At 67.7% G+C, this 22,233-nt stretch carries 17 protein-coding genes and 2 rRNA genes; 11 read left to right on the top strand and 8 right to left on the bottom strand.

The window, feature by feature from the left end:
- Positions 1-76: 76 nt before the first annotated feature.
- Positions 77-1,741, bottom strand: a complete 1,665-nt coding sequence (locus ABII15_RS08850) for a streptophobe family protein (protein WP_353941724.1) — start codon at positions 1,739-1,741, stop codon at positions 77-79.
- 204 nt (positions 1,742-1,945) lie between these two features.
- Between ABII15_RS08850 and ABII15_RS08845 the strand changes: the two genes are divergently transcribed.
- Positions 1,946-4,606: an FHA domain-containing protein gene (locus ABII15_RS08845; RefSeq protein WP_353941723.1), complete on the top strand. Its 2,661-nt coding sequence runs from the start codon at positions 1,946-1,948 to the stop codon at positions 4,604-4,606.
- 104 nt (positions 4,607-4,710) lie between these two features.
- On the opposite strand, the gene ABII15_RS08840 is transcribed toward ABII15_RS08845, so the two are convergent.
- The 3 genes from ABII15_RS08840 to ABII15_RS08830 form a co-directional block, all read right to left on the bottom strand.
- Positions 4,711-5,451 (bottom strand): transglycosylase SLT domain-containing protein, encoded by a 741-nt coding sequence (locus ABII15_RS08840; protein WP_353941722.1) that lies wholly within the window; start codon positions 5,449-5,451, stop codon positions 4,711-4,713.
- 319 nt (positions 5,452-5,770) lie between these two features.
- A complete protein-coding gene (locus ABII15_RS08835) occupies positions 5,771-6,853 on the bottom strand; it encodes an S-adenosylmethionine:tRNA ribosyltransferase-isomerase (protein WP_353941721.1) in 1,083 nt (360 codons plus the stop codon).
- On the bottom strand, positions 6,850-7,548 hold the full coding sequence (locus ABII15_RS08830; protein WP_353941720.1) for an SDR family oxidoreductase: 699 nt from the start codon (positions 7,546-7,548) through the stop codon (positions 6,850-6,852). Before ABII15_RS08830 ends, ABII15_RS08835 begins: the two co-directional genes overlap by 4 nt.
- A 190-nt stretch (positions 7,549-7,738) precedes the next feature.
- Between ABII15_RS08830 and ABII15_RS08825 the strand changes: the two genes are divergently transcribed.
- The 4 genes from ABII15_RS08825 (at position 7,739) to ABII15_RS08810 (ending at position 10,355) form a co-directional block, all read left to right on the top strand.
- The gene (locus tag ABII15_RS08825) at positions 7,739-8,884 is read left to right on the top strand and encodes a GAF domain-containing sensor histidine kinase (RefSeq protein WP_353941719.1); all 1,146 of its coding nucleotides are present in this window, start codon (positions 7,739-7,741) and stop codon (positions 8,882-8,884) included.
- Positions 8,877-9,518 (top strand): response regulator transcription factor, encoded by a 642-nt coding sequence (locus ABII15_RS08820; RefSeq protein ID WP_353941718.1) that lies wholly within the window; start codon positions 8,877-8,879, stop codon positions 9,516-9,518. The genes ABII15_RS08825 and ABII15_RS08820 overlap by 8 nt, the downstream gene beginning before the upstream one ends.
- 183 nt (positions 9,519-9,701) lie before the next feature.
- A complete protein-coding gene (locus ABII15_RS08815; protein WP_353941717.1) occupies positions 9,702-9,947 on the top strand; it encodes a chaplin in 246 nt (81 codons plus the stop codon).
- Between the two features lie 168 nt (positions 9,948-10,115).
- Positions 10,116-10,355, top strand: a complete 240-nt coding sequence (locus ABII15_RS08810; RefSeq protein WP_353941716.1) for a chaplin — start codon at positions 10,116-10,118, stop codon at positions 10,353-10,355.
- Positions 10,356-10,438: 83 nt separating this feature from the next.
- Here the strand turns inward: ABII15_RS08810 and ABII15_RS08805 are convergent, their stop codons facing one another.
- Positions 10,439-11,221, bottom strand: a complete 783-nt coding sequence (locus ABII15_RS08805; RefSeq protein ID WP_353941715.1) for a hypothetical protein — start codon at positions 11,219-11,221, stop codon at positions 10,439-10,441.
- A gap of 175 nt (positions 11,222-11,396) precedes the next feature.
- On the opposite strand from ABII15_RS08805, the gene ABII15_RS08800 reads away from it, so the two are divergent.
- From ABII15_RS08800 to ABII15_RS08790, 3 genes are all read left to right on the top strand, one after another.
- The gene (locus ABII15_RS08800) at positions 11,397-12,194 is read left to right on the top strand and encodes an ABC transporter ATP-binding protein (RefSeq protein ID WP_353941714.1); all 798 of its coding nucleotides are present in this window, start codon (positions 11,397-11,399) and stop codon (positions 12,192-12,194) included.
- A 70-nt stretch (positions 12,195-12,264) separates the two neighbouring features.
- The gene (locus ABII15_RS08795) at positions 12,265-12,699 is read left to right on the top strand and encodes an NfeD family protein (RefSeq protein WP_353941713.1); all 435 of its coding nucleotides are present in this window, start codon (positions 12,265-12,267) and stop codon (positions 12,697-12,699) included.
- A 137-nt stretch (positions 12,700-12,836) separates the two neighbouring features.
- A complete protein-coding gene (locus tag ABII15_RS08790) occupies positions 12,837-13,760 on the top strand; it encodes an SPFH domain-containing protein (protein WP_353941712.1) in 924 nt (307 codons plus the stop codon).
- 111 nt (positions 13,761-13,871) lie between these two features.
- On the opposite strand, the gene ABII15_RS08785 is transcribed toward ABII15_RS08790, so the two are convergent.
- From ABII15_RS08785 to ABII15_RS08775, 3 genes are all read right to left on the bottom strand, one after another.
- Entirely contained in the window at positions 13,872-14,378 is a 507-nt protein-coding gene (locus ABII15_RS08785; protein WP_353941711.1) for an HNH endonuclease, read from the bottom strand.
- Positions 14,379-14,532: 154 nt separating this feature from the next.
- A complete protein-coding gene (locus ABII15_RS08780; RefSeq protein WP_353941710.1) occupies positions 14,533-15,075 on the bottom strand; it encodes a YbhB/YbcL family Raf kinase inhibitor-like protein in 543 nt (180 codons plus the stop codon).
- A gap of 44 nt (positions 15,076-15,119) precedes the next feature.
- Positions 15,120-15,902 (bottom strand): sporulation protein, encoded by a 783-nt coding sequence (locus ABII15_RS08775; protein WP_353941709.1) that lies wholly within the window; start codon positions 15,900-15,902, stop codon positions 15,120-15,122.
- A gap of 136 nt (positions 15,903-16,038) precedes the next feature.
- Between ABII15_RS08775 and ABII15_RS08770 the strand changes: the two genes are divergently transcribed.
- The 3 genes from ABII15_RS08770 (at position 16,039) to ABII15_RS08760 (ending at position 22,151) form a co-directional block, all read left to right on the top strand.
- Positions 16,039-16,677, top strand: a complete 639-nt coding sequence (locus ABII15_RS08770) for a DNA-3-methyladenine glycosylase (protein WP_353941708.1) — start codon at positions 16,039-16,041, stop codon at positions 16,675-16,677.
- 512 nt (positions 16,678-17,189) lie between these two features.
- Positions 17,190-18,715 (top strand): 16S ribosomal RNA (locus ABII15_RS08765).
- Positions 18,716-19,024: 309 nt separating this feature from the next.
- A 23S ribosomal RNA gene (locus ABII15_RS08760) occupies positions 19,025-22,151 on the top strand.
- Together the 16S and 23S rRNA genes form the textbook arrangement of a ribosomal RNA operon.
- Positions 22,152-22,233: the final 82 nt, after the last annotated feature.

The raw sequence follows: 22,233 nt of genomic DNA, 5'->3' as shown, positions 1-22,233 counted from the left end.
GCGGGGGTGGTCCGAGTGCCGGACACGCTCTGCGCTCCGCCGTTCAGCCGCCGCCGGGCTGCCGGGCCCCGGTCGCTCAGGCCCCGGGCCGATCCGGTGGGCGCCGTCGGTCCCTGGTCGGGCCCGGTGGGAGAGGCGGTGGGGGAGGGGCCGGCCGGCCGGGGGCCTGGTCGCGGGGGCGCGGCTCGGGCCTGACCGTCGGGCTCGCCACCGTCGGAGCGGCGTCCACACCGTCCCCGGCGCGCCGGTCGAAGGGGTTCTTCAGGTACGGGTTCGTGTCCGGGTTGGCCGGGCGGTACGGGCTGCTCGGCCGGTACGGGCCCGTCGGCTCGCCGGGCCGCTCCGGCGCCGCCGCCGTCCCAGCGGCCAGCGGCGCCACCCGGCTGCCCGCCGCCCGGGCCGCGCACGCGAGCAGCGCCCCGAGCGCCCCCGCGCCCGCCCCCCACGCCGCCCCGAGCAGCAGCGCCATGCCGAGACGGCCGTGCAGGTCGAGGCCCGCGCCGAACGCGTCGAAGCCCAGTACCGACAGGGAGGCGTCCGCCGAGACGTCCGTCAGCCACACCAGGAGCGGCAGCGTGAGCGCCGTGACGATCCCGAGCCGCAGCGCGCAGCGCCCGGCGAAGCCCCAGGGAGCCCCGACCACCGGCGACCGCACCGCCGCGAGCACCCCGGCGAACAGCATCATCAGCGCCATGGCGAGGGCCAGCAGCCAGACCCTGCTGTCGAGTTCGGCGAGCCGGCCCAGCGTCAGCGGCCGGTCCGACGACACCCGCAGCAGATCGTCCAGCGGGTGCGGCAGCACCTTGGTCAGCGCACCCGTCGCGCTGCCGTCCCACGGCACGAACAGGCCGAGGGGGACACCGATCCACACCCCGTTGGGCGCCCCCAGCAGGGCGGCGCCCGCGATCCGCCGGGGATGGTCGTCCCCGATCATCGCGTACACCGCCGCGGCGAGACCCGCGAGGACCGCCACGAGGAGCACGGTCACCAGCGCCGACGCGGCGGGCCGCACCACCCGGTGGACCGCGCCCAGGCCGGGCGGCAACGGCGTACGGCGGGACGCGAGCAGCGCGATCAGCAGCACCCCGGCCACGAACGCGGCGCCGCCGAGCAGCGTCGCCCCGGTCTGCACGGTGAAGCCGACCTTCGCCTCGGCCTTCACCAGATCGCCGAGCCGGTCCGGCAGCGCGTCCCCGATGCCGCCGGGAAGCTTGTCCGCGATACCGCCCGGCAGACCGCCCGCGCCCGGAATGTCCTTCAGCCCCAGCTTCGAACCGTCAATCGTGATGATGTCGTGACCCACCCAGGCGAGCCCGCCCAGCAACGCCACGAACAACAGCACCACCGCACCCACGCGCGCGAGCAGTTCGCCCGGCGAGATCTCAACTCCCGCCGTCCGCAGGGACCGCAGGAAGAACCAACTCAGCAACAGCGCCCCCACCAGCCCCACGCCCAGCGGCGTGATGTCGATCGAGGTGTGGGCCTGCGCACCGTCCAGACCGAACGCCGAGACGTCGCCGGACGGTGTCACCCGACCGCCGACACCGATCGCCACCACCGCGGCCGTCATGGGTCCCAGCGAGCCCGACGCGTCCGCGCCCAGCAGATGGAGCCCGAGCGCCGCGACGCCCGTCATCCCGATGAACGCCCAGCTCACCGCCGCTATGGCGGACAACAGCACATCGCCCCACCGCACGGCGGGCGCAGCGCCGCTCCGTGTCCCCTGCCGGCCGCTCTCCATCAGGACCCCCCGATCCTTAGGGCATCGCCCTGTGGGCAACCACCACTCTCCGGGTGTCGGCCGCACCCCGTCAACGGGGCGGCCACCGGCGCTCCGCGGGAGGCGCGCGGAGGGCTTCACCACCCTTCGTGCGATGCCCAACTTCCGGCCGCGCGGGCGTTCCTGAAATAGTTCCTCACGATGTTCGACATCCCTAGACTTCCCATGTCGGGGGAAAACTCGGGGGACAACTCAGTGGGGCATGGAGTGCCTGAACTCGTACTGGAACTGAATGGCAGGACCTGGACGCTCGATCCGTCCCGGTCGTACACCCTCGGGCGCGATCCGGGGGGTGACATCGTGCTGGACGACGCACGGGTGTCCTGGCGGCACGCCACGATCAGCTGGGGCGGCCGCAGTTGGGTCATCGAGGACCACAGCTCGACCAACGGCACCTTCGTACAGGCCCAGCGGATCCATCAGATGGAGATCGGGCCCGGCTCCTCGGTGCACCTGGGCAACTCCACGGACGGGCCGCGCCTGAACGTGCAGGGCAGCGCCCGGGCCGCCGCCGTCCCGGCACAGGCCGGGCAGGCCGGTCAGGCCGCACCGAGCGGACAAGGCGGACAGGCCGCGCAGGCCGCACCGCACCAGGCGCATCAGGCGCACCAAGCGCAGCAGCAGGCCGCGGGCCTCGCTCAGCAGCCGTCGCCCCAGCAGTACCAGCAGCCCGCCTGGCCACAGCAGAAGCCGCAGCAGGCACCTCCACAGCAACAGCAGCAGGCCCAGCCACAGCAGTGGCCGCAGCCTCCGATGCAGCAGGTACCGCAGCAGCAGGGACCCGGCGGAGTCGCGGGGGCCCCGCCGGTCTACGGCGACCGCAGCCCCACCACCTTCCACCAGCTGTCCCTCGGCCGCGTGATGCGCATCGGCCGCGCGCTGGAGAACGAGCTGGTCGTCTCCGACCTCCAGGTCTCGCGCCACCACGCCGAGTTCCACGCGATGCCCGACGGCCGCTTCGAGATCCACGACCTCGGCTCGCACAACGGCACGTACGTCAACGGCCAGCCGATCCCCAAGAGCGGCACCGCCCTGCTCGGCCCGAACGACATCGTCGGCGTCGGCCACTCCACGTTCCGCCTCGTCGGCGACCGCCTGGAGGAGTTCGTCGACACCGGTGACGTCTCCTTCTCGGCGCGCCACCTGACCGTCACCGTCGACGGCGGCAAGCAGATCCTCAAGGACGTCTCCTTCGGCGTCCCCGAGAAGTCCCTGATAGCCGTCATCGGCCCGTCCGGATCCGGCAAGTCGACGCTCCTGAAGGCGCTCACCGGCTACCGCCCGGCCGACCGGGGCGACGTCCTCTACGACAACCGCAACCTCTACAAGCAGTTCGCCGAACTGCGTCAGCGCATCGGTCTGGTCCCGCAGGACGACATCCTGCACAAGGAGCTGACCGTCAAGAAGGCGCTCAAGTACGCCGCCAAGCTGCGCTTCCCCGCGGACACCAGCGAGCAGGAGCGCCAGCAGCGCATCGACGAGGTGCTGCGCGAGCTGAAGCTGGACATCCACAAGGAGAAGAAGGTCACCTCCCTCTCCGGCGGCCAGCGCAAGCGTGTCTCCGTGGCCCTGGAACTGCTCACCAAGCCGTCGCTGATCTTCCTGGACGAGCCCACGTCGGGCCTCGACCCGGGCATGGACCGCGACGTCATGCAGCTGCTGCGCGGCCTGTCCGACGACGGCCGTACGGTCCTGGTCGTCACCCACTCGGTGGCCGAACTGGCGCTGTGCGACAAGCTCCTCGTGATGGCGCCGGGCGGCGCGGTCGCGTACTTCGGCCCGCCCGAGGAAGCCCTCAACTTCTTCGGCTACGACACATGGGCCGATGTCTTCTCCGCCTTCGAGAACTACCGCGACTACGACTGGGCGGGCCGCTGGAAGGGCTCGCAGCACTACCAGATGTACGCCGCCGACATCGACGCCGTCGCCCCGCAGTCCGTGCAGATGCCGCCGCCCGCGGCCGTCAGGCCGCCCAAGCCGCAGCCCTGGGGCGCCCAGCTGATCACGCTGATCCGCCGCTATGTGTCGGTCATCGCGTCCGACAAGGGCTTCATGGGTCTCATGGTGATCCTGCCCGCGGTCCTCGGCGTCGTCTCCGTGGTCATCCCGGCCGACTTCGGGCTCGGCCCGGCCAAGCCGCCGAAGAAGTTCAACAGCGACGCGGGCACCATCATGCTCATCGTCGCGGTCGGCATGTGCTTCTCGGCCGCGGCCAACTCGGTCCGCGAACTGATCAAGGAACGCGTCATCTACGAACGGGAACGGGCGACCGGCCTGTCCCGCTCGGCGTACCTGATGTCCAAGGTGATCGTCCTCGGCGTCATCACGGCCATCCAGGGCGTCATCATCTGCGCCATCGCCTTCACCCCACGCGAGCTGCCCAAGGAGGGGCTGCTGATGCCGCCGGCGATCGAGCTGACCGTCTCGATCATCGCCCTCGGCTTCACCTCGATGATGTTCGGCCTGGTCATCTCCTCGCTGGTGAAGACCTCCGAGAAGACGATGCCGCTGCTCGTCATGTTCGCCATCGTGCAGGTCGTCTTCACCGGCGTGCTGTTCCAGATCTACGGTTCCATCGGCCTGGAGCAGTTCGCCTGGCTGATGCCGTCGCGCTGGGCGGTCGGTGCCGCCGGCGCCACGCTCGACCTGGGGCACGTCATGCCGCCCTGGGACGAGAACAACCCGAACAACCTCGACCCGCTGTGGGAGCACTCGGTCGGCCAGTGGGGCATCGACCTCACCGTCCTGATCGTCCTCGGCATCATCTGCGGGTTCGCGGTGGCCCGCCTGCTGCGCCGCCACGAGCCCGAGGTCATGCGCAAGTGACCGCGGCGTGAACGACAGAGAAGGGCGGCACCCTCGTGGGGGTGCCGCCCTTCTCTGCCGTGGGGGTCAGCGTGTTCCGGACCCGGAGGTCCCGGCAACGGGTCTCAGTACGCGCTGTTCACGTTGTCGATCGAGCCGTACTTGTCGGCCGCGTAGTTCGCGGCGGCCGTGATGTTGGCGACCGGGTCGTAGATGTTCGCCGACGTGCCGGACACGTGGTAGGCGGAGAACGTCGGCTGGATGACCTGGAGCAGGCCGATCGACGGCGTGCCGTTCTGCGCGTTGACGTCGTAGCCGTTGACGGCGTTCGGGTTGCCCGTCGACTCCCGCATGATGTTGCGGTACAGGCCGTCGTAGCTGCCCGGGATGCCCTTGGACTTCATGATGTCCAGCGACTGACGGATCCAGCCGTCGAGGTTGTTGGCGTACGTCGGGGCCGACGCCTGGGTCACCGTGGCGGTGCGCTGCGCGGACCGGCTCGCGGCGGCCTTCGCCTCGCGCTCCTTCTTCGCCTTCGCCTCGGCGTCCGCCTTGGCCTTCGCGGCGGCGTCGGCCTTCGCCTTGTCCTCGGCGGCCTTCTTCGCGGCGGCCTTGGCCTGCGCGTCGGCGCTGGCCTGCTGGTGGGCGACACCGGCCTGCACGGACTTGATCTGCTGGGCGCCGGCGTTCGTGGTGAAGGCGACCGGGGCGGCGGCCACGGTCTCGTCCTTCGCCGAGGCCTGCGTGTCGTGGCCCGGAACCAGCGTGGCCGCGAGAGCGGCGGCGCCGAGCGCGGCGACACCCGCCACCGAGAGCTTGTGGGTGCGGGTCAGCGGACTATGGCCGAAGGTGCGGTGCCTGGACATGGAGACGGGGACCTCTCGAAGAACGGACGTCGCCCACCGGTCCGGGACACGGACGCCGTGTTTGGGACACGAACGCCGCGGGTACAACCCCGCGGCGCTGAGCGACGGTGGCCATTCTTAGCGGCCGCAAAAAACCGTGGCAAAGGTGTGACGTACGAAGACGGGTAGTGGACCGGGCACGGAAAACGGGGGCCGGGAGGCCGCTCCCGACCCCCAGCCCCCGCGTGGCCTCGGGACTTAAGTCCCATGCCGTTCCACTAAAGACCTTCGTACGTGACCTGTGCCCTATGTGCGGGGTCACATCCGGAGGGTTGCCGTTTCACGCAAAGTTGCTGCTGCAATGCGAAGGGTGAGGCCTCTCCTCCGGAAGGATGAGGTGCACGTCCCCGAACTCGTGCCACAGGTAGAGCCCCGCCAGCGCCTCCTCGTACGTACGGCTCACCGCCTCCCGCCCCGCGATCGCCTGCAGCATCAGCAGATGGGACGCCTCCGGCTCGTGCAGCCCGGTCAGCAGCCCGTCCACCACCCGCACCCCGCGCTCCGGCGTCACCACCAGCTCCGTCCAGCCTCGCGCCGCCCGCACCACCCCGTCGCCGCCGACGGCCGACTCGACGGCGCGCACCGCGGTGGTCCCCACCGCCACGACCCGGCCACCCCCGGCCCGCGCGGCGTTGATCAGCCGGGCCGACGCCTCGGGCACCTCGAACCGCTCGCCGTAGGGCGGCTCGTGCGACTCCGCCGACGCCACCCCCGTGTGCAGCGTGATCGGCGCGAACTCCACGCCCCGGCTCACCAGCCGCGCCACCACACGATCCGTGAACGGCCGCGCCGCACTCGGCATCTCGGCACTGCCCGCCCCGTCCGCGTAGGGCAGCGCGAACACGGTCTGGTACACCGACAGCGGCTGGTCCCGCTCCGTGTAGGAATAGCGGATCGGCCGCCCGTGCGCCCGCAGCAGCGCCGGCACGTCCCCGCTCGCCCGCACCCACCACAGCCGCTCGCTGCCCGCCGCGACCGGCTCCTCGTACACCAGGCGCACACCGTCGGGGAGCGTCACGACCGCCCCTTCCGACCCGCCCGCGCGCGGGCGCGTGGTGCCCCGCCCGTCCGGCTCCCGCAGCTCGACCGCCCAGCGCCCGCCGTCGCCCCGCGTCGAGAAATGCACGACCACGCGCGCGTGCCCGACCGTTCCGTCCACGGCGGCCGCCAAGGTGGGGGAGGTGTTGACGACGAGCAGATCCCCGGCGCGCAGGACCTCGGGCAGTTCCGTGAAGCGGTGATGGGCCACCGCCGTCCCGCGCGACACCAGCATCCGCACCGACGATCTGTCCCGGCCGGGCCCCCGCTGCTCGGCCGGGACCCGCGCCAGCAGTTCTTCCGGGACCCGCAGCGCGAGCGTCATCGCACCTCCAGCAGAGCGGACGCCGCGTACCGGCCGCTGGCGGGCCGCTCGTCGAGCAGCCGTACGAAGGCGGGCACCACGTCCTCGGGCCGCGGCACCTCGCTGAGATCCTCGTCCGGCTCGGCCGCCGCCAGCATGTCCGTACGCATCCCGCCCGGATCGACCGCCCAGACCCGCAGCCCCGGCTCCTCCACCGCGAGGACCGCCGACACCTGGTCGAGCGCCGCCTTCGTCGCCCCGTAGCCGCCCCAGGTGCGGTACGCCTCCGTGGCCGCGTCCGACGTCAGGTTCACGACGGCACCGGCCGGCGCGCGCCGCAGCAGCGGCAGCGCCTCCTGGACCAGCGCCAGCGGCGCCACCGCATTCACCTCCAGCACCCGGCGGAACGCGTCGGCCGGCAGCTCCTCCAGCGTCACCAGCGGCTCCACCCCCAGCACGCCCGCGTTGTTCACCAGCAGATCGAGCCCGCCCAGCTCCCGGGCCGCCGCGACCAGACCCGCCCGGTGCCCGCCGTCCGTCACGTCGCCCGGCACGGCCCGCACCTTCCCGCCGTGCTCCGCGAGCCGCGCCGCGGTCTCCTCCAGCGGCCCCGCGTTCCGCGCGTCCAGGACGAGATCCCAGCCCCGCTCGGCCAGCACGGTCGCCAACGCCCGGCCGAACCCCCGCGACGCACCCGTGATGATCGCTACTGCCATGACAATCGTCCCCTTGCTCCGGCGTTCCCGCTCCTGCCTGCAACGCCTTCAACGTAGGAACGGCGGGGGACCAGGCACCTCCGGCGCGGGTCGCGACGCCGCAGGGCCCTTCGCCCTAGGCCCAGGGCCCTAGGCGGAAGCCGCCACCGGTCCGATACGGACTGTCACACCCCACCGGTACGGTTGGGACATGAGTCACGGTCCACGGACTGGCCTCGGGGCGGTGAGCGCCGCACTCCTGGCCATGAGCAGGCACCTCGAGGTGCGCGACGTCCTCAAGACGATCGTCGCCTCGGCGCGCGAGCTGCTCGACGCCGAGTACGCCGCGCTCGGCGTGCCCGACGACCACGGCGGCTTCGCCCAGTTCGTCGTCGACGGCGTCAGCGACGCGCAGTGGAAGGCCATCGGCCCCCTGCCGCGCCAGCACGGCATCCTCGCCGCGATGCTGCGCGAGGCCCGCACCGAGCGCCTCGCCGACGTCCGCGAGGACCCCCGCTTCGAGGGCTGGCCCGCCGCCCACCCCGACATGTCCGACTTCCTCGGCCTGCCCGTCAAGGACGGCGACGAGACGATCGGCGCCCTGTTCCTCGCGAACAAGAAGTGCCCGAAGCCCCAGGGCGGCTGCGGCTTCACCCAGGAGGACGAGGAACTGCTCGGCATCCTCGCCCAGCACGCCGCGATCGCCCTCACCAACGCCCGCCTGTACGAGCGCAGCCGCGAGCTCACCATCGCCGAGGAGCGCTCCCGCCTCGCCCACGAACTGCACGACGCGGTCAGCCAGAAGCTCTTCTCGCTCCGCCTGACCGCACAGGCCGCGGCCAAGCTCGTTGACCGCGACCCGGACCGCGCCAAGGAAGAGCTGCGGCACGTCGTGGACCTGGCGGCGGAGGCCACCGACGAACTGCGCGCGGCCGTCGTGGAGCTGCGCCCCGCCGCCCTCGACGAGGACGGCCTGGTGGCCACGCTCCGCACCCAGATCCAGGTCCTCGACCGCGCCCACGGCGCCCACGTCACCTTCACCACCGGCGGCATCCGCGCCCTGCCCGCCGCCCAGGAGGAGGCCGTGCTGCGCGTCGCCCAGGAGGCGCTGCACAACGCCCTGCGCCACTCGGGGGCCGAGCGCGTCGAGGTGACCCTCCACAAGCGCGGCGCGGGCGCGGTGCTCCGCGTCACCGACGACGGCTCGGGCTTCGACCCGCAGGGGATCCGCCGCGCCGGACGCCATCTGGGCCTGGTCTCCATGCGGGACCGGGCGAGCGGAGCCGGCGGCAGCCTCACAGTGGAATCGGAGCCCGGCAAGGGCACCACGGTCGAGATGGAGGTCCCCGGTGGCTGACGCGATCAAGGTCCTGCTGGTCGACGACCACCAGGTCGTCCGCCGCGGCCTGCGCACGTTCCTGGAGGTCCAGGACGACATCGAGGTCGTCGGCGAGGCGGCCGACGGCGCGGAGGGAGTCGCCCGCGCCGAGGAGCTCCGGCCCGACGTCGTGCTCATGGACGTCAAGATGCCCGGCATGGACGGCGTCGAGGCCCTGCGCACACTGCGCGAACTGGCCAACCCGGCCAAGGTCCTGATCGTCACCAGCTTCACCGAGCAGCGCACGGTGATCCCCGCGCTGCGCGCCGGAGCCGCCGGTTACGTGTACAAGGACGTGGATCCCGACGCCCTGGCCGGCGCCATCCGCTCCGTCCACGCGGGCCACATCCTGCTCCAGCCGGAGGTGGCGGGCGCCCTGCTCTCCCAGGAGGAGACCACCGGCGGGCAGGGCAGAGGCGGTTCCCTCACCGAGCGGGAGCGGGAGGTGCTCGGCCTGATCGCCGACGGCCGCTCGAACCGGGAGATCGCCCGCGCCCTGATCCTCTCCGAGAAGACCGTCAAGACCCACGTGTCGAACATCCTCATGAAACTCGACCTCGCGGACCGCACCCAGGCCGCGCTCTGGGCCGTACGCCACGGAGCGGCGGGCTGACGGCGCGCGCCCCGGCGCACTACCGGACGGCGGAACGCTTCACAAGGCCGACGGTTCCCCTCCGGTATGAGATTCATACCGTCGTGTGGATGTCATTCGAATGGCGCATCCTCGCGTGCCCCCGGCGCGTTCTCTGAGCGTGCCGCGGCGGCTGGCCGCGGTGATCGCAATGAGGAGCTAGAAGTGAAGAACCTGAAGAAGGCCGCGGCTGTCACCCTCGTCGCCGGCGGGCTCGTCGCCGCCGGTTCCGGCCTCGCCTCCGCCACGGACGGCGCGCACGCCTGCGGCAAGGCCGTGAAGTCCCCGGGCGTCGTCTCGGGCAACGTGATCCAGGCCCCGATCGACGTCCCGGTCAACGTCGTGGGCAACACCGTGAACGTCATCGGCGTCCTGAACCCGGTCTTCGGCAACCACGGCGTCAACCACTGACACGGCGCCCCGCGCCACTCGGCATCGGTGCGTTGATCCCATCGTCAGCTTATTGACCAGATCGGGCGCATCGCGGTCCCGCCCCGTGTCATCCGTGCGGCCCACGCGTTTCGCAGCGTGCGCCCTCGCGGTTCGGGGGCGAACCGTACATCTGGAGGAACTTTTCTCATGAGCATCGCCAAGAAGGCCGCCGTGGCCGTCGCCGTCGCCGGTATCGCTTCGGGCGCGTCCGCCGGAGCGGCTTTCGCCGACGCGAACGCCGAGGGCGCGGCCACCATGTCCCCGGGCGTCGCCTCCGGCAACCACGCCGAGGTCCCGGTCCACGTCCCGGTGAACGTCTCCGGCCTCTCGGCCAACGTCATCGGCGTCCTGAACCCCGCCTTCGGCAACGTCGCGTCGAACGTCTGACGCTCGCGCCCAGCAGGCACGGCGAGGCCCCCGCGGACCCGGTCCGCGGGGGCCTCGCCCGTTTCCACGAGAACCGGGGACGCTCAGCCCCGCTCCCGCTCCTCCACGAACGCGTTGTAGGCGGCCACCTGGGCCCGTCGGGCCGTCCGCTCGACCGGCCGCAGCGCCACCGCCCGCGCCCCCATCTCGGAGGCGCTCACGGCCCCGCCGTGCCCGCTCCCGTACGCCACGGAGATCAGCAGCCCGACCCGCTGCGCCAGCTCCAGCACCCGCACGGCCCGCGGCGGATACCCGGGAGCGAGCACCTCACGCCCCCGCTCGGCCCGCGCCCGGTACGCGTCCACGGCCGCCTCGGCCACCGGACCCGACCCGGCCACGTCGAGCCGCGTGAGCACCTCGGTCGCCTCCCGCAGGGCCTCCGCCAGCTCCCGCTCCGCCTCGCCCAGGGACGGCACGTCGGCCGGCGGCGCCTCCCGCACGGGCAGGCAGTGCCACACCACCTCGACGTGCACATCACCGTCGGGCCCGGCCTCGTACACCTCCGGTACGAGCCCCAGCGCGGCCCCCTGGCAGACGACGGCCTCCTCGGCCTCCAGCGCCCGCGCGTTGAACTCGGGCGGCCCGCTCAGCCCCAGCGGATGCCCCGGAGCGGGCAGTGCCACCCGCAGCCCGGTCGCCCCGAGCGCGCGCAGCCGCCCCAGGGCCAGCGTCAGCCCGACGGGACCGGCCTCCCCGGGAATCCCCTCCACCCGGTGCACCGCGTCCTCGCCCACAATGGCGAGCGCCGCGTCATCAGGTCCGACAAATCCGCCCAACAGGGCATTTCCCCAGGACGCCAGGCGCCCAGAGCGTGGTTCCGACAACATGCGCACCACCTTAGAAGCCCCGGGATGCCCTCCGGGACGCCAAAACCGCAGCCGCGGGAAAGGACTGTCGCACCAGTGGCGTAGGTTTATCTGGGGGCTGCGTCCAGTGGCGAACCAGCCGAACCGTCCGCGGACGCACGAGACAGCCGAGACTGCAATGGGAGACAACGCGCTCATGAGCGATGTACTGGAGCTGGAGGACGTATCCGTGGTCCGCGAGGGCCGGGCTCTGGTGGACCAGGTCTCCTGGTCGGTGAAGGAGGGGGAGCGCTGGGTCATCCTCGGGCCGAACGGCGCGGGCAAGACCACGCTCCTGAACGTCGCGTCGAGCTACCTCTACCCGAGCAAGGGCACCGCCACCATCCTCGGCGAGACCCTCGGCAAGCCCGGCACGGACGTCTTCGAGCTGCGCCCGCGCATCGGCGTCGCCGGCATGGGCCTCGCCGAGAAGCTCCCCAAGCGCCAGACGGTCCTGCAGACCGTCCTGACGGCCGCGTACGGCATGACCGCCGGCTGGCAGGAGGAGTACGAGGACATCGACGAGCAGCGCGCCCGCGCCTTCCTCGACCGCCTCGGCATGAGCGACTACCTGGACCGCAAGTTCGGCACCCTCTCCGAGGGCGAGCGCAAGCGCACCCTGATCGCCCGCGCCCTGATGACCGACCCCGAGCTGCTGCTCCTGGACGAGCCCGCCGCGGGGCTCGACCTCGGCGGCCGCGAGGACCTGGTCCGCCGCCTCGGCCGCCTCGCGCGCGACCCCATCGCCCCCTCGATGATCATGGTGACGCACCACGTCGAGGAGATCGCCCCCGGCTTCACCCACGTCCTGATGATCCGCCAGGGCAAGGTCCTCGCCGCGGGCCCGCTGGAGCTGGAGCTCACCTCCCGCAATCTCTCCAAGTGCTTCGGCCTCCCGCTGGTCGTCGAGCAGAAGAACGACCGCTGGACCGCCACCGGCCTGCCCCTCGGCTGACCGCGTCGCCGCCCCGTGCGGGCCGGACGTCCCCTGTCCGCACGGCCATCGGCGGATCTACCATGACCATGTGGCAGACATCGAGGCATGGGTGTGGTGGCTGATCGCAGCCGCCGCACTGGGTATCCCGCTCGTTCTCACCGCCATGCCCGAATTCGGCATGCTGTCCGTGGGCGCCGTGGCCGGCGCCGTGACGGCAGGCCTGGGCGGCGGTGTCGTGCTCCAGGTCGTGGTCTTCGCCGTCGTCTCGTGCGCGCTCATCGCCGTCGTACGTCCCGTCGCCGCACGTCACCGCGCCCAGCAACCCGAACTCGCCAGCGGCGTGGACGCCTTGAAGGGCAAACAGGCGGTGGTCGTCGAGCGCGTCGACGGCAGCGACGGTGGACGGATCAAGCTCGGCGGTGAGATCTGGTCGGCCCGCGCGCTCGACAGCGACGCCGAGTTCGAACCCGGCCGCCAGGTCGACGTCGTCGACATCGAAGGGGCCACGGCGATCGTCATGTGAACTTCTCAGCACACCGCGATGTGGCTGGAACCAGCCACGACACCAGGGCTGTTCTGACAGACTCGACGAGCAAGATCCCATGATCTTCCGGCGGGACGTCGCCGGACGAAGTCGGCACGAAGGGCACAGGAGACGCGATGTCAGCGATCATCATCGTCCTGATCATTCTGGTGGTGTTGGTCTTCATCGCCCTGATCAAGACCATCCAAGTCATCCCGCAGGCCAGCGCGGCCATCGTGGAGCGCTTCGGCCGCTACACCCGCACGCTCAACGCGGGTCTGAACATCGTCGTCCCCTTCATCGACTCCATCCGCAACCGCATCGACCTGCGCGAGCAGGTCGTGCCGTTCCCGCCCCAGCCGGTGATCACCCAGGACAACCTGGTGGTCAACATCGACACGGTCATCTACTACCAGGTGACGGACGCCCGTGCCGCGACCTACGAAGTGGCCAGCTACATCCAGGCCATCGAACAGCTCACGGTCACCACGCTCCGCAACATCATCGGCGGCATGGACCTGGAGCGGACCCTCACCTCCCGCGAGGAGATCAACGCGGCCCTGCGCGGCGTCCTCGACGAGGCGACCGGCAAGTGGGGCATCCGCGTCAACCGCGTCGAGCTGAAGGCGATCGAGCCGCCGACCTCCATCCAGGACTCGATGGAGAAGCAGATGCGCGCCGACCGTGACAAGCGCGCCGCGATCCTCACCGCCGAAGGCATCCGGCAGTCCCAGATCCTCACGGCCGAGGGTGAGAAGCAGTCCGCCATCCTCCGCGCGGAAGGCGAGGCGAAGGCGGCGGCCCTGCGCGCCGAGGGTGAGGCGCAGGCCATCCGTACGGTCTTCGAGTCCATCCACGCCGGCGACCCGGACCAGAAGCTGCTCTCGTACCAGTACCTCCAGATGCTCCCGAAGATCGCCGAGGGCGACGCCAACAAGCTCTGGATCGTCCCCAGCGAGATCGGCGACGCCCTCAAGGGCCTGTCGGGCGCGATCGGCAACTTCGGCCCGATGGCGGGCGCCCCGAGCAAGGAGCGCCGCGAGACGCCCCCGATCGACTAGAAGCGCCCCGTCAGGGGCGCGGGGAACGGCGCGAGCAACCACAGCGAACGCGAAGACGAAAGACGGGCCCATCGACCCCAAGGCCGATGGACCCGCCCCGCACGGAAGTGCCTACGCGGCGGTCGGCCTGCTCAGCCACTGCGGCAGCACCTCACTGCCCGTCCCGAGCGACAGCAGCATCGCGTCGGCGGGCGTCGGCTCGAAAGGCTCCCGCAGCAGCGGCATTCCGGCCTGCTCCGGCGTCCGGTCCGCTTTCCGGTGATTGTCCTCGGCGCAGGAAGCGACCGTATTGAGCCACGAGTCCGCGCCGCCCCGAGAACGCGGCACGACGTGGTCCACGGTCGTCGCCCGCCTGCCGCAGTACGCGCACCGGTGCTGGTCCCGCACGAGCACGCCGCGCCTGGACCACGGCGCGCGTCTTCGGAACGGCACCCGTACGTACCGGCACAGCCTGATCACCCGCGGTACGGGCATCTCGATCGCGGCACCGCGCATGCGCAGTTCGGGATGGGCCTGCTCGACGACGGCCTTGTCCGTCAGTACCAGCACCACCGCTCGGTTGAGCGTCACCGTCGAGAGCGGCTCGAAGCTCGCGTTCAGCACCAGTGTGTCCCGCATCCTGCCCACCTCCCGTGCGCACCGGATCACCCCTCGGCGTCCGTGCGTCAACTCTGGCCGTGCACGCCGAGATGGACAACGCAATAAAAAATGCCCGCCTCTGATCAATTCCAAGACCAGAGGCGGGCAAACGTTCCGTGAACGCTGACTCTCGCTAACTCTCCGCGGGAGCCGCGTACTCGGCGATCACCTGGGCGCGCGCGAGCGTGTGGAACCGCAGGTTGAACCCCACGAAGGCGGGCGAACCGTCGGAGTCGGGCCCCAGCTTCTCCTGGTCCACGGCGTACACCGTGAACACGTACCGGTGGGCCGGGTCGCCGGCCGGCGGCGCGGCACCGCCGAAGTCCTTGCTCCCGTAGTCGTTGCGCACCTGGACGGCGCCCTCGGGAAGCCCCTCGAACTTGCCGGTGCCCGCACCCGTCGGCAGCTCGGTCACCGAGACCGGGATGTCGAAGACGGACCAGTGCCAGAACCCGCTGCCGGTCGGCGCGTCCGGGTCGAAGCAGGACACGGCGAAGCTCTTGGTCCCGGCGGGGAAGCCCTCCCAGCGCAGATGCGGCGAGGTGTTACCGGCCGCGTAGACCTGAGCGTCGTCGAGCACTCCGCCCGCTTCGAAGTCCTCGCTCACCACGCTGAACGACGGCACCTGCGGATGAAAGTCGTGAGGCAGCGGAGCACGCCCGGGCTGCTCGGTCACAACGACACCTCCTTGTTGGACGAGTCTGCAGAGACAGACAAACCCTAGAACCAGTTCCGCTTGCTGCCGACCTCGGACAGCCACTGGTGGAGGTACGCCGACCAGTCGGTGCCCTGGAAGTCGTGGTGCCCGACGACGAACGACCGGAAGGTGTCGCTGCCCTCGCTGAACAGCCCCGGCTTCTTGTCCATCTCCAGGACGACGTCCATCTCCCGGTCGTCGGCGACGAAGCTCAGCTCGACCTGGTTGAGCCCCCGGTACTGCTGCGGCGGGTAGAACTCGATCTCCTGGTAGAACGGCAGCTTCTGCCGCGTGCCGCGGATGTGCCCGCGCTCCATGTCGGCGCTCTTGAAGCGGAACCCGAGGCTGATGAAGGCGTCGAGAATGGCCTGCTGCGACGGCAGCGGGTGCACGTTGATCGGGTCCAGGTCGCCGGAGTCGACGGCCCGCGCGATCGCCAGCTCGGTGGTCACCCCGATGTTCATGCCGCGCAGCTGCTGCCCGTCGATCGTGGTGACCGGCGTCTCCCACGGGATCTCCAGACCGAACGGCACCGCGTGCACGGCGTTGGCCTGAAGGGGGAAGGCGCCGCCGAGCCGCGTCTTGGTGAACTCGATGTTCTGCTTGGTCTCCTGGTCCGCACCCTCGACCTCGACCCGGGCCTGCAGCCCGACCGAGAGACCCTCGATCTCCTGGTCGACGGAGCCGCCCTGGATCCGCACCTCACCCTGCACGACACCGCCGGGCACGACATTGGGCTCGATGAGGTCGGTCTCCACAGACGCCCCGCCCGCACCAAGACTCGCCAACAGCCGCTTGAACCCCATGTCCCGATTCCCTCCGTACGCGAACGAGCGCGCTAGACGACGACAACACTGCTTAATACTGCTGACTACAAACGCGGTACACCCGCGCCCGGTTCCGCACGTGCCCACCCCGCCCGCTCCATTACCCTCGGGCGGCATGATCGCGGCCCCTGACCGTACGCCCCTGTCCCGTGACTTCTTCGATCGCCCCGTCCTGGACGTCGCACCCGACCTACTCGGCCGCGTCCTGGTACGCCGTACCCCGGACGGCCCGATCGAACTCCGCCTCACGGAGGTCGAGGCGTACGACGGTGCGAACGACCCCGGCTCCCATGCCTACCGAGGCCGTACCGCCCGCAACAGCGTGATGTTCGGTCAGCCCGGGCACGTCTACGTCTACTTCACCTACGGCATGTGGCACTGCATGAACCTCGTCTGCGGGGAGGAAGGCAGAGCGAGCGGCGTTCTTCTCCGCGCCGGCGAGATCACCGAGGGCGCCGAGCTGGCCCGCGAGCGCCGACTCTCGGCCCGCAACGACAAAGAACTGGCCAAAGGCCCGGCCCGGCTGGCCACGGCCCTCGGCGTGGACCGTTCCCTGAACGGCACCGATGCCTGCGCCGGCCCCGACTCACCCCTGACCGTGCTGCAGGGCACCCCCACCCCGGCCGACCAGGTCCGCAACGGCCCGCGGACGGGAGTCTCGGGCCCCGGCGGGGTCCACCCGTGGCGGTTCTGGATCCCCAACGACCCGACGGTGAGCCCTTATCGGCCGCATACCCCGCGCCGACGAACTTGACGCGCCCTTGCGCGATCCGTAACGTAGCCCGAGCCGCTTGACCCGGGTAGGGCGTTCAGCCACCACCCGAGAGCGGCCAAACCACTACTACGACTTCCCTCGGCGGGGTCTTTCCGGCGTGCCTGCACGCCCGAATTCAAGCCCGCGGAACTCGATTATGAGTCACCGAGGAAATCGGCTAACGTAGTGGACACGCCGAAAGGCAAAGGCCCTCCAACGGCCACCGGAAAAAAATTCGGACCGGAAACGGAACGGAAAAAGGATCTGGTAAGGTTGGAAACACGAAATACCGAAGGGAAGCGCCCGGAGGAAAGCCCGAGAGGGTGAGTACAAAGGAAGCGTCCGTTCCTTGAGAACTCAACAGCGTGCCAAAAATCAACGCCAGATATGTTGATACCCCGTCTCTCTGAGACGAGGTTCCTTTGTAAAAACACAGCGAGGACGCTGTGAACCGGGAGATTATTCCTCTTCCGGTTCCGCTCTCGTGGTGTCACCCCGATGACGGGGAAACATTCACGGAGAGTTTGATCCTGGCTCAGGACGAACGCTGGCGGCGTGCTTAACACATGCAAGTCGAACGATGAAGCCCTTCGGGGTGGATTAGTGGCGAACGGGTGAGTAACACGTGGGCAATCTGCCCTTCACTCTGGGACAAGCCCTGGAAACGGGGTCTAATACCGGATACCACTCCTTCTCGCATGGGAAGGGGTTGAAAGCTCCGGCGGTGAAGGATGAGCCCGCGGCCTATCAGCTTGTTGGTGAGGTAGTGGCTCACCAAGGCGACGACGGGTAGCCGGCCTGAGAGGGCGACCGGCCACACTGGGACTGAGACACGGCCCAGACTCCTACGGGAGGCAGCAGTGGGGAATATTGCACAATGGGCGAAAGCCTGATGCAGCGACGCCGCGTGAGGGATGACGGCCTTCGGGTTGTAAACCTCTTTCAGCAGGGAAGAAGCGAAAGTGACGGTACCTGCAGAAGAAGCGCCGGCTAACTACGTGCCAGCAGCCGCGGTAATACGTAGGGCGCAAGCGTTGTCCGGAATTATTGGGCGTAAAGAGCTCGTAGGCGGCTTGTCGCGTCGGTTGTGAAAGCCCGGGGCTTAACCCCGGGTCTGCAGTCGATACGGGCAGGCTAGAGTGTGGTAGGGGAGATCGGAATTCCTGGTGTAGCGGTGAAATGCGCAGATATCAGGAGGAACACCGGTGGCGAAGGCGGATCTCTGGGCCATTACTGACGCTGAGGAGCGAAAGCGTGGGGAGCGAACAGGATTAGATACCCTGGTAGTCCACGCCGTAAACGGTGGGAACTAGGTGTTGGCGACATTCCACGTCGTCGGTGCCGCAGCTAACGCATTAAGTTCCCCGCCTGGGGAGTACGGCCGCAAGGCTAAAACTCAAAGGAATTGACGGGGGCCCGCACAAGCAGCGGAGCATGTGGCTTAATTCGACGCAACGCGAAGAACCTTACCAAGGCTTGACATACACCGGAAACGTCTGGAGACAGGCGCCCCCTTGTGGTCGGTGTACAGGTGGTGCATGGCTGTCGTCAGCTCGTGTCGTGAGATGTTGGGTTAAGTCCCGCAACGAGCGCAACCCTTGTTCTGTGTTGCCAGCATGCCCTTCGGGGTGATGGGGACTCACAGGAGACCGCCGGGGTCAACTCGGAGGAAGGTGGGGACGACGTCAAGTCATCATGCCCCTTATGTCTTGGGCTGCACACGTGCTACAATGGCCGATACAATGAGCTGCGATACCGCAAGGTGGAGCGAATCTCAAAAAGTCGGTCTCAGTTCGGATTGGGGTCTGCAACTCGACCCCATGAAGTTGGAGTTGCTAGTAATCGCAGATCAGCATTGCTGCGGTGAATACGTTCCCGGGCCTTGTACACACCGCCCGTCACGTCACGAAAGTCGGTAACACCCGAAGCCGGTGGCCCAACCCCTTGTGGGAGGGAGCTGTCGAAGGTGGGACTGGCGATTGGGACGAAGTCGTAACAAGGTAGCCGTACCGGAAGGTGCGGCTGGATCACCTCCTTTCTAAGGAGCATCTAGGCCGCCAAACATTGTTTGGTGGTCCAGGGCCATTACGTCGGCAAACGTTCGACGGTGGTTGCTCATGGGTGGAACGTTGATTATTCGGCACGATCGGTTGTCTTTCACTAGTACTGCTTCGGCGTGGAACGTGAGAAGAGAACGGGTCGGGCCGGGCACGCTGTTGGGTATCTGAAGGTACGGCCGATAAGGCTGCCTTCAGTGCCGGCCCCAGTGCACTCGAACCGCAACTGGTTCGGGGTGATGGGTGGTTGGTCGTTGTTTGAGAACTGCACAGTGGACGCGAGCATCTGTGGCCAAGTTTTTAAGGGCGCACGGTGGATGCCTTGGCACCAGGAACCGATGAAGGACGTGGGAGGCCACGATAGTCCCCGGGGAGTCGTCAACCAGGCTTTGATCCGGGGGTTTCCGAATGGGGAAACCCGGCAGTCGTCATGGGCTGTCACCCGCTGCTGAACACATAGGCAGTGTGGAGGGAACGCGGGGAAGTGAAACATCTCAGTACCCGCAGGAAGAGAAAACAACCGTGATTCCGGGAGTAGTGGCGAGCGAAACTGGATGAGGCCAAACCTCAAGCGTGTGAGACCCGGCAGGGGTTGCGCTTGGGGGGTTGTGGGATCTCTCTTTTACAGTCTGCCGGCTGTGAGACGAGTCAGAAACCGTTGATGTAGGCGAAGGACATGCGAAAGGTCCGGCGTAGAGGGTAAGACCCCCGTAGTCGAAACATCAGCGGCTCGTTTGAGAGACACCCAAGTAGCACGGGGCCCGAGAAATCCCGTGTGAATCTGGCGGGACCACCCGTTAAGCCTAAATATTCCCTGGTGACCGATAGCGGATAGTACCGTGAGGGAATGGTGAAAAGTACCGCGGGAGCGGAGTGAAATAGTACCTGAAACCGTGTGCCTACAAGCCGTGGGAGCGTCGCGCAAGGAACTTGTTCCTTGCGTCGTGACTGCGTGCCTTTTGAAGAATGAGCCTGCGAGTTTGCGGTGTGTTGCGAGGTTAACCCGTGTGGGGAAGCCGTAGCGAAAGCGAGTCCGAATAGGGCGATTCAGTAGCGCGCTCAAGACCCGAAGCGGAGTGATCTAGCCATGGGCAGGTTGAAGCGGAGGTAAGACTTCGTGGAGGACCGAACCCACCAGGGTTGAAAACCTGGGGGATGACCTGTGGTTAGGGGTGAAAGGCCAATCAAACTCCGTGATAGCTGGTTCTCCCCGAAATGCATTTAGGTGCAGCGTCGTGTGTTTCTTGCCGGAGGTAGAGCACTGGATAGGCGATGGGCCCTACCGGGTTACTGACCTTAGCCAAACTCCGAATGCCGGTAAGTGAGAGCACGGCAGTGAGACTGTGGGGGATAAGCTCCATGGTCGAGAGGGAAACAGCCCAGAGCATCGACTAAGGCCCCTAAGCGTACGCTAAGTGGGAAAGGATGTGGAGTCGCAGAGACAACCAGGAGGTTGGCTTAGAAGCAGCCACCCTTGAAAGAGTGCGTAATAGCTCACTGGTCTAGTGATTCCGCGCCGACAATGTAGCGGGGCTCAAGCGTACCGCCGAAGTCGTGTCATTGCAGTAATAAGCCCCAACGGGTGCTGTGATGGGTAGGGGAGCGTCGTGTGCCGGGTGAAGCAGCGCCGGAAGGCAGTTGTGGACGGTTCACGAGTGAGAATGCAGGCATGAGTAGCGATACAAACGTGAGAAACGTTTGCGCCGATTGACTAAGGGTTCCTGGGTCAAGCTGATCTGCCCAGGGTAAGTCGGGACCTAAGGCGAGGCCGACAGGCGTAGTCGATGGATAACCGGTTGATATTCCGGTACCCGCTGTGAAGCGTCAAACATCGAATCCAGTGATGCTAAGGCCGTGAAACCGCCGTCCTCGTCTTTGACGTGGTTCGGAGTGGTGGAGCCGCTGGCCCAAGTTGGTAGTAGGTGAGTGATGGGGTGACGCAGGAAGGTAGTCCATCCCGGGCGGTGGTTGTCCCGGGGTAAGGGTGTAGGACGTCAGGTAGGTAAATCCGCCTGGCACATAGTCTGAGACCTGATGCCGAGCCGATTGTGGTGAAGTGGATGATCCTATGCTGTCGAGAAAAGCCTCTAGCGAGTTTCATGGCGGCCCGTACCCTAAACCGACTCAGGTGGTCAGGTAGAGAATACCGAGGCGTTCGGGTGAACTATGGTTAAGGAACTCGGCAAAATGCCCCCGTAACTTCGGGAGAAGGGGGGCCACACCTGGTGATCACTCTTGCAGTGTGAGCTGGGGGTGGCCGCAGAGACCAGCGAGAAGCGACTGTTTACTAAAAACACAGGTCCGTGCGAAGCCGTAAGGCGATGTATACGGACTGACGCCTGCCCGGTGCTGGAACGTTAAGGGGACCGGTTAGTGCACTTTCGGGTGTGCGAAGCTGAGAACTTAAGCGCCAGTAAACGGCGGTGGTAACTATAACCATCCTAAGGTAGCGAAATTCCTTGTCGGGTAAGTTCCGACCTGCACGAATGGCGTAACGACTTCTCGACTGTCTCAACCATAGGCCCGGTGAAATTGCACTACGAGTAAAGATGCTCGTTTCGCGCAGAAGGACGGAAAGACCCCGGGACCTTTACTACAGTTTGATATTGGTGTTCGGTTCGGCTTGTGTAGGATAGGTGGGAGACTTTGAACCAGCCACGCCAGTGGTTGGGGAGTCGTCGTTGAAATACCACTCTGGTCGTGCTGGATGTCTAACCTCGGTCCGTGATCCGGATCAGGGACAGTGTCTGATGGGTAGTTTAACTGGGGCGGTTGCCTCCCAAAGAGTAACGGAGGCGCCCAAAGGTTCCCTCAGCCTGGTTGGTAATCAGGTGTTGAGTGTAAGTGCACAAGGGAGCTTGACTGTGAGACCGACGGGTCGAGCAGGGACGAAAGTCGGGACTAGTGATCCGGCGGTGGCTTGTGGAAGCGCCGTCGCTCAACGGATAAAAGGTACCCCGGGGATAACAGGCTGATCTTCCCCAAGAGTCCATATCGACGGGATGGTTTGGCACCTCGATGTCGGCTCGTCGCATCCTGGGGCTGGAGTCGGTCCCAAGGGTTGGGCTGTTCGCCCATTAAAGCGGTACGCGAGCTGGGTTTAGAACGTCGTGAGACAGTTCGGTCCCTATCCTCTGTGCGCGTAGGAATATTGAGAAGGGCTGTCCCTAGTACGAGAGGACCGGGACGGACGAACCTCTGGTGTGCCAGTTGTCCTGCCAAGGGCATGGCTGGTTGGCTACGTTCGGGAGGGATAACCGCTGAAAGCATCTAAGCGGGAAGCCTGCTTCGAGATGAGTATTCCCACCCCCTTTGAGGGGTTAAGGCTCCCAGTAGACGACTGGGTTGATAGGCCGGATCTGGAAGCACCGTGAGGTGTGGAGGTGACCGGTACTAATAGGCCGAGGGCTTGTCCTCAGTTGCTCGCGTCCACTGTGTTGTTCCCAGACAACGAACAGTTGTGCTGGCTGAACAGTTTCACTTATCAATTGAAGAGTGT

This window comes from Streptomyces sp. HUAS MG91 (genome assembly GCF_040529335.1).
Classification (GTDB): domain Bacteria; phylum Actinomycetota; class Actinomycetes; order Streptomycetales; family Streptomycetaceae; genus Streptomyces; species Streptomyces tabacisoli.
The sequence above is the reverse complement of the archived record's forward strand: the minus strand, read 5'-3'. Positions and strand labels throughout refer to the sequence as shown.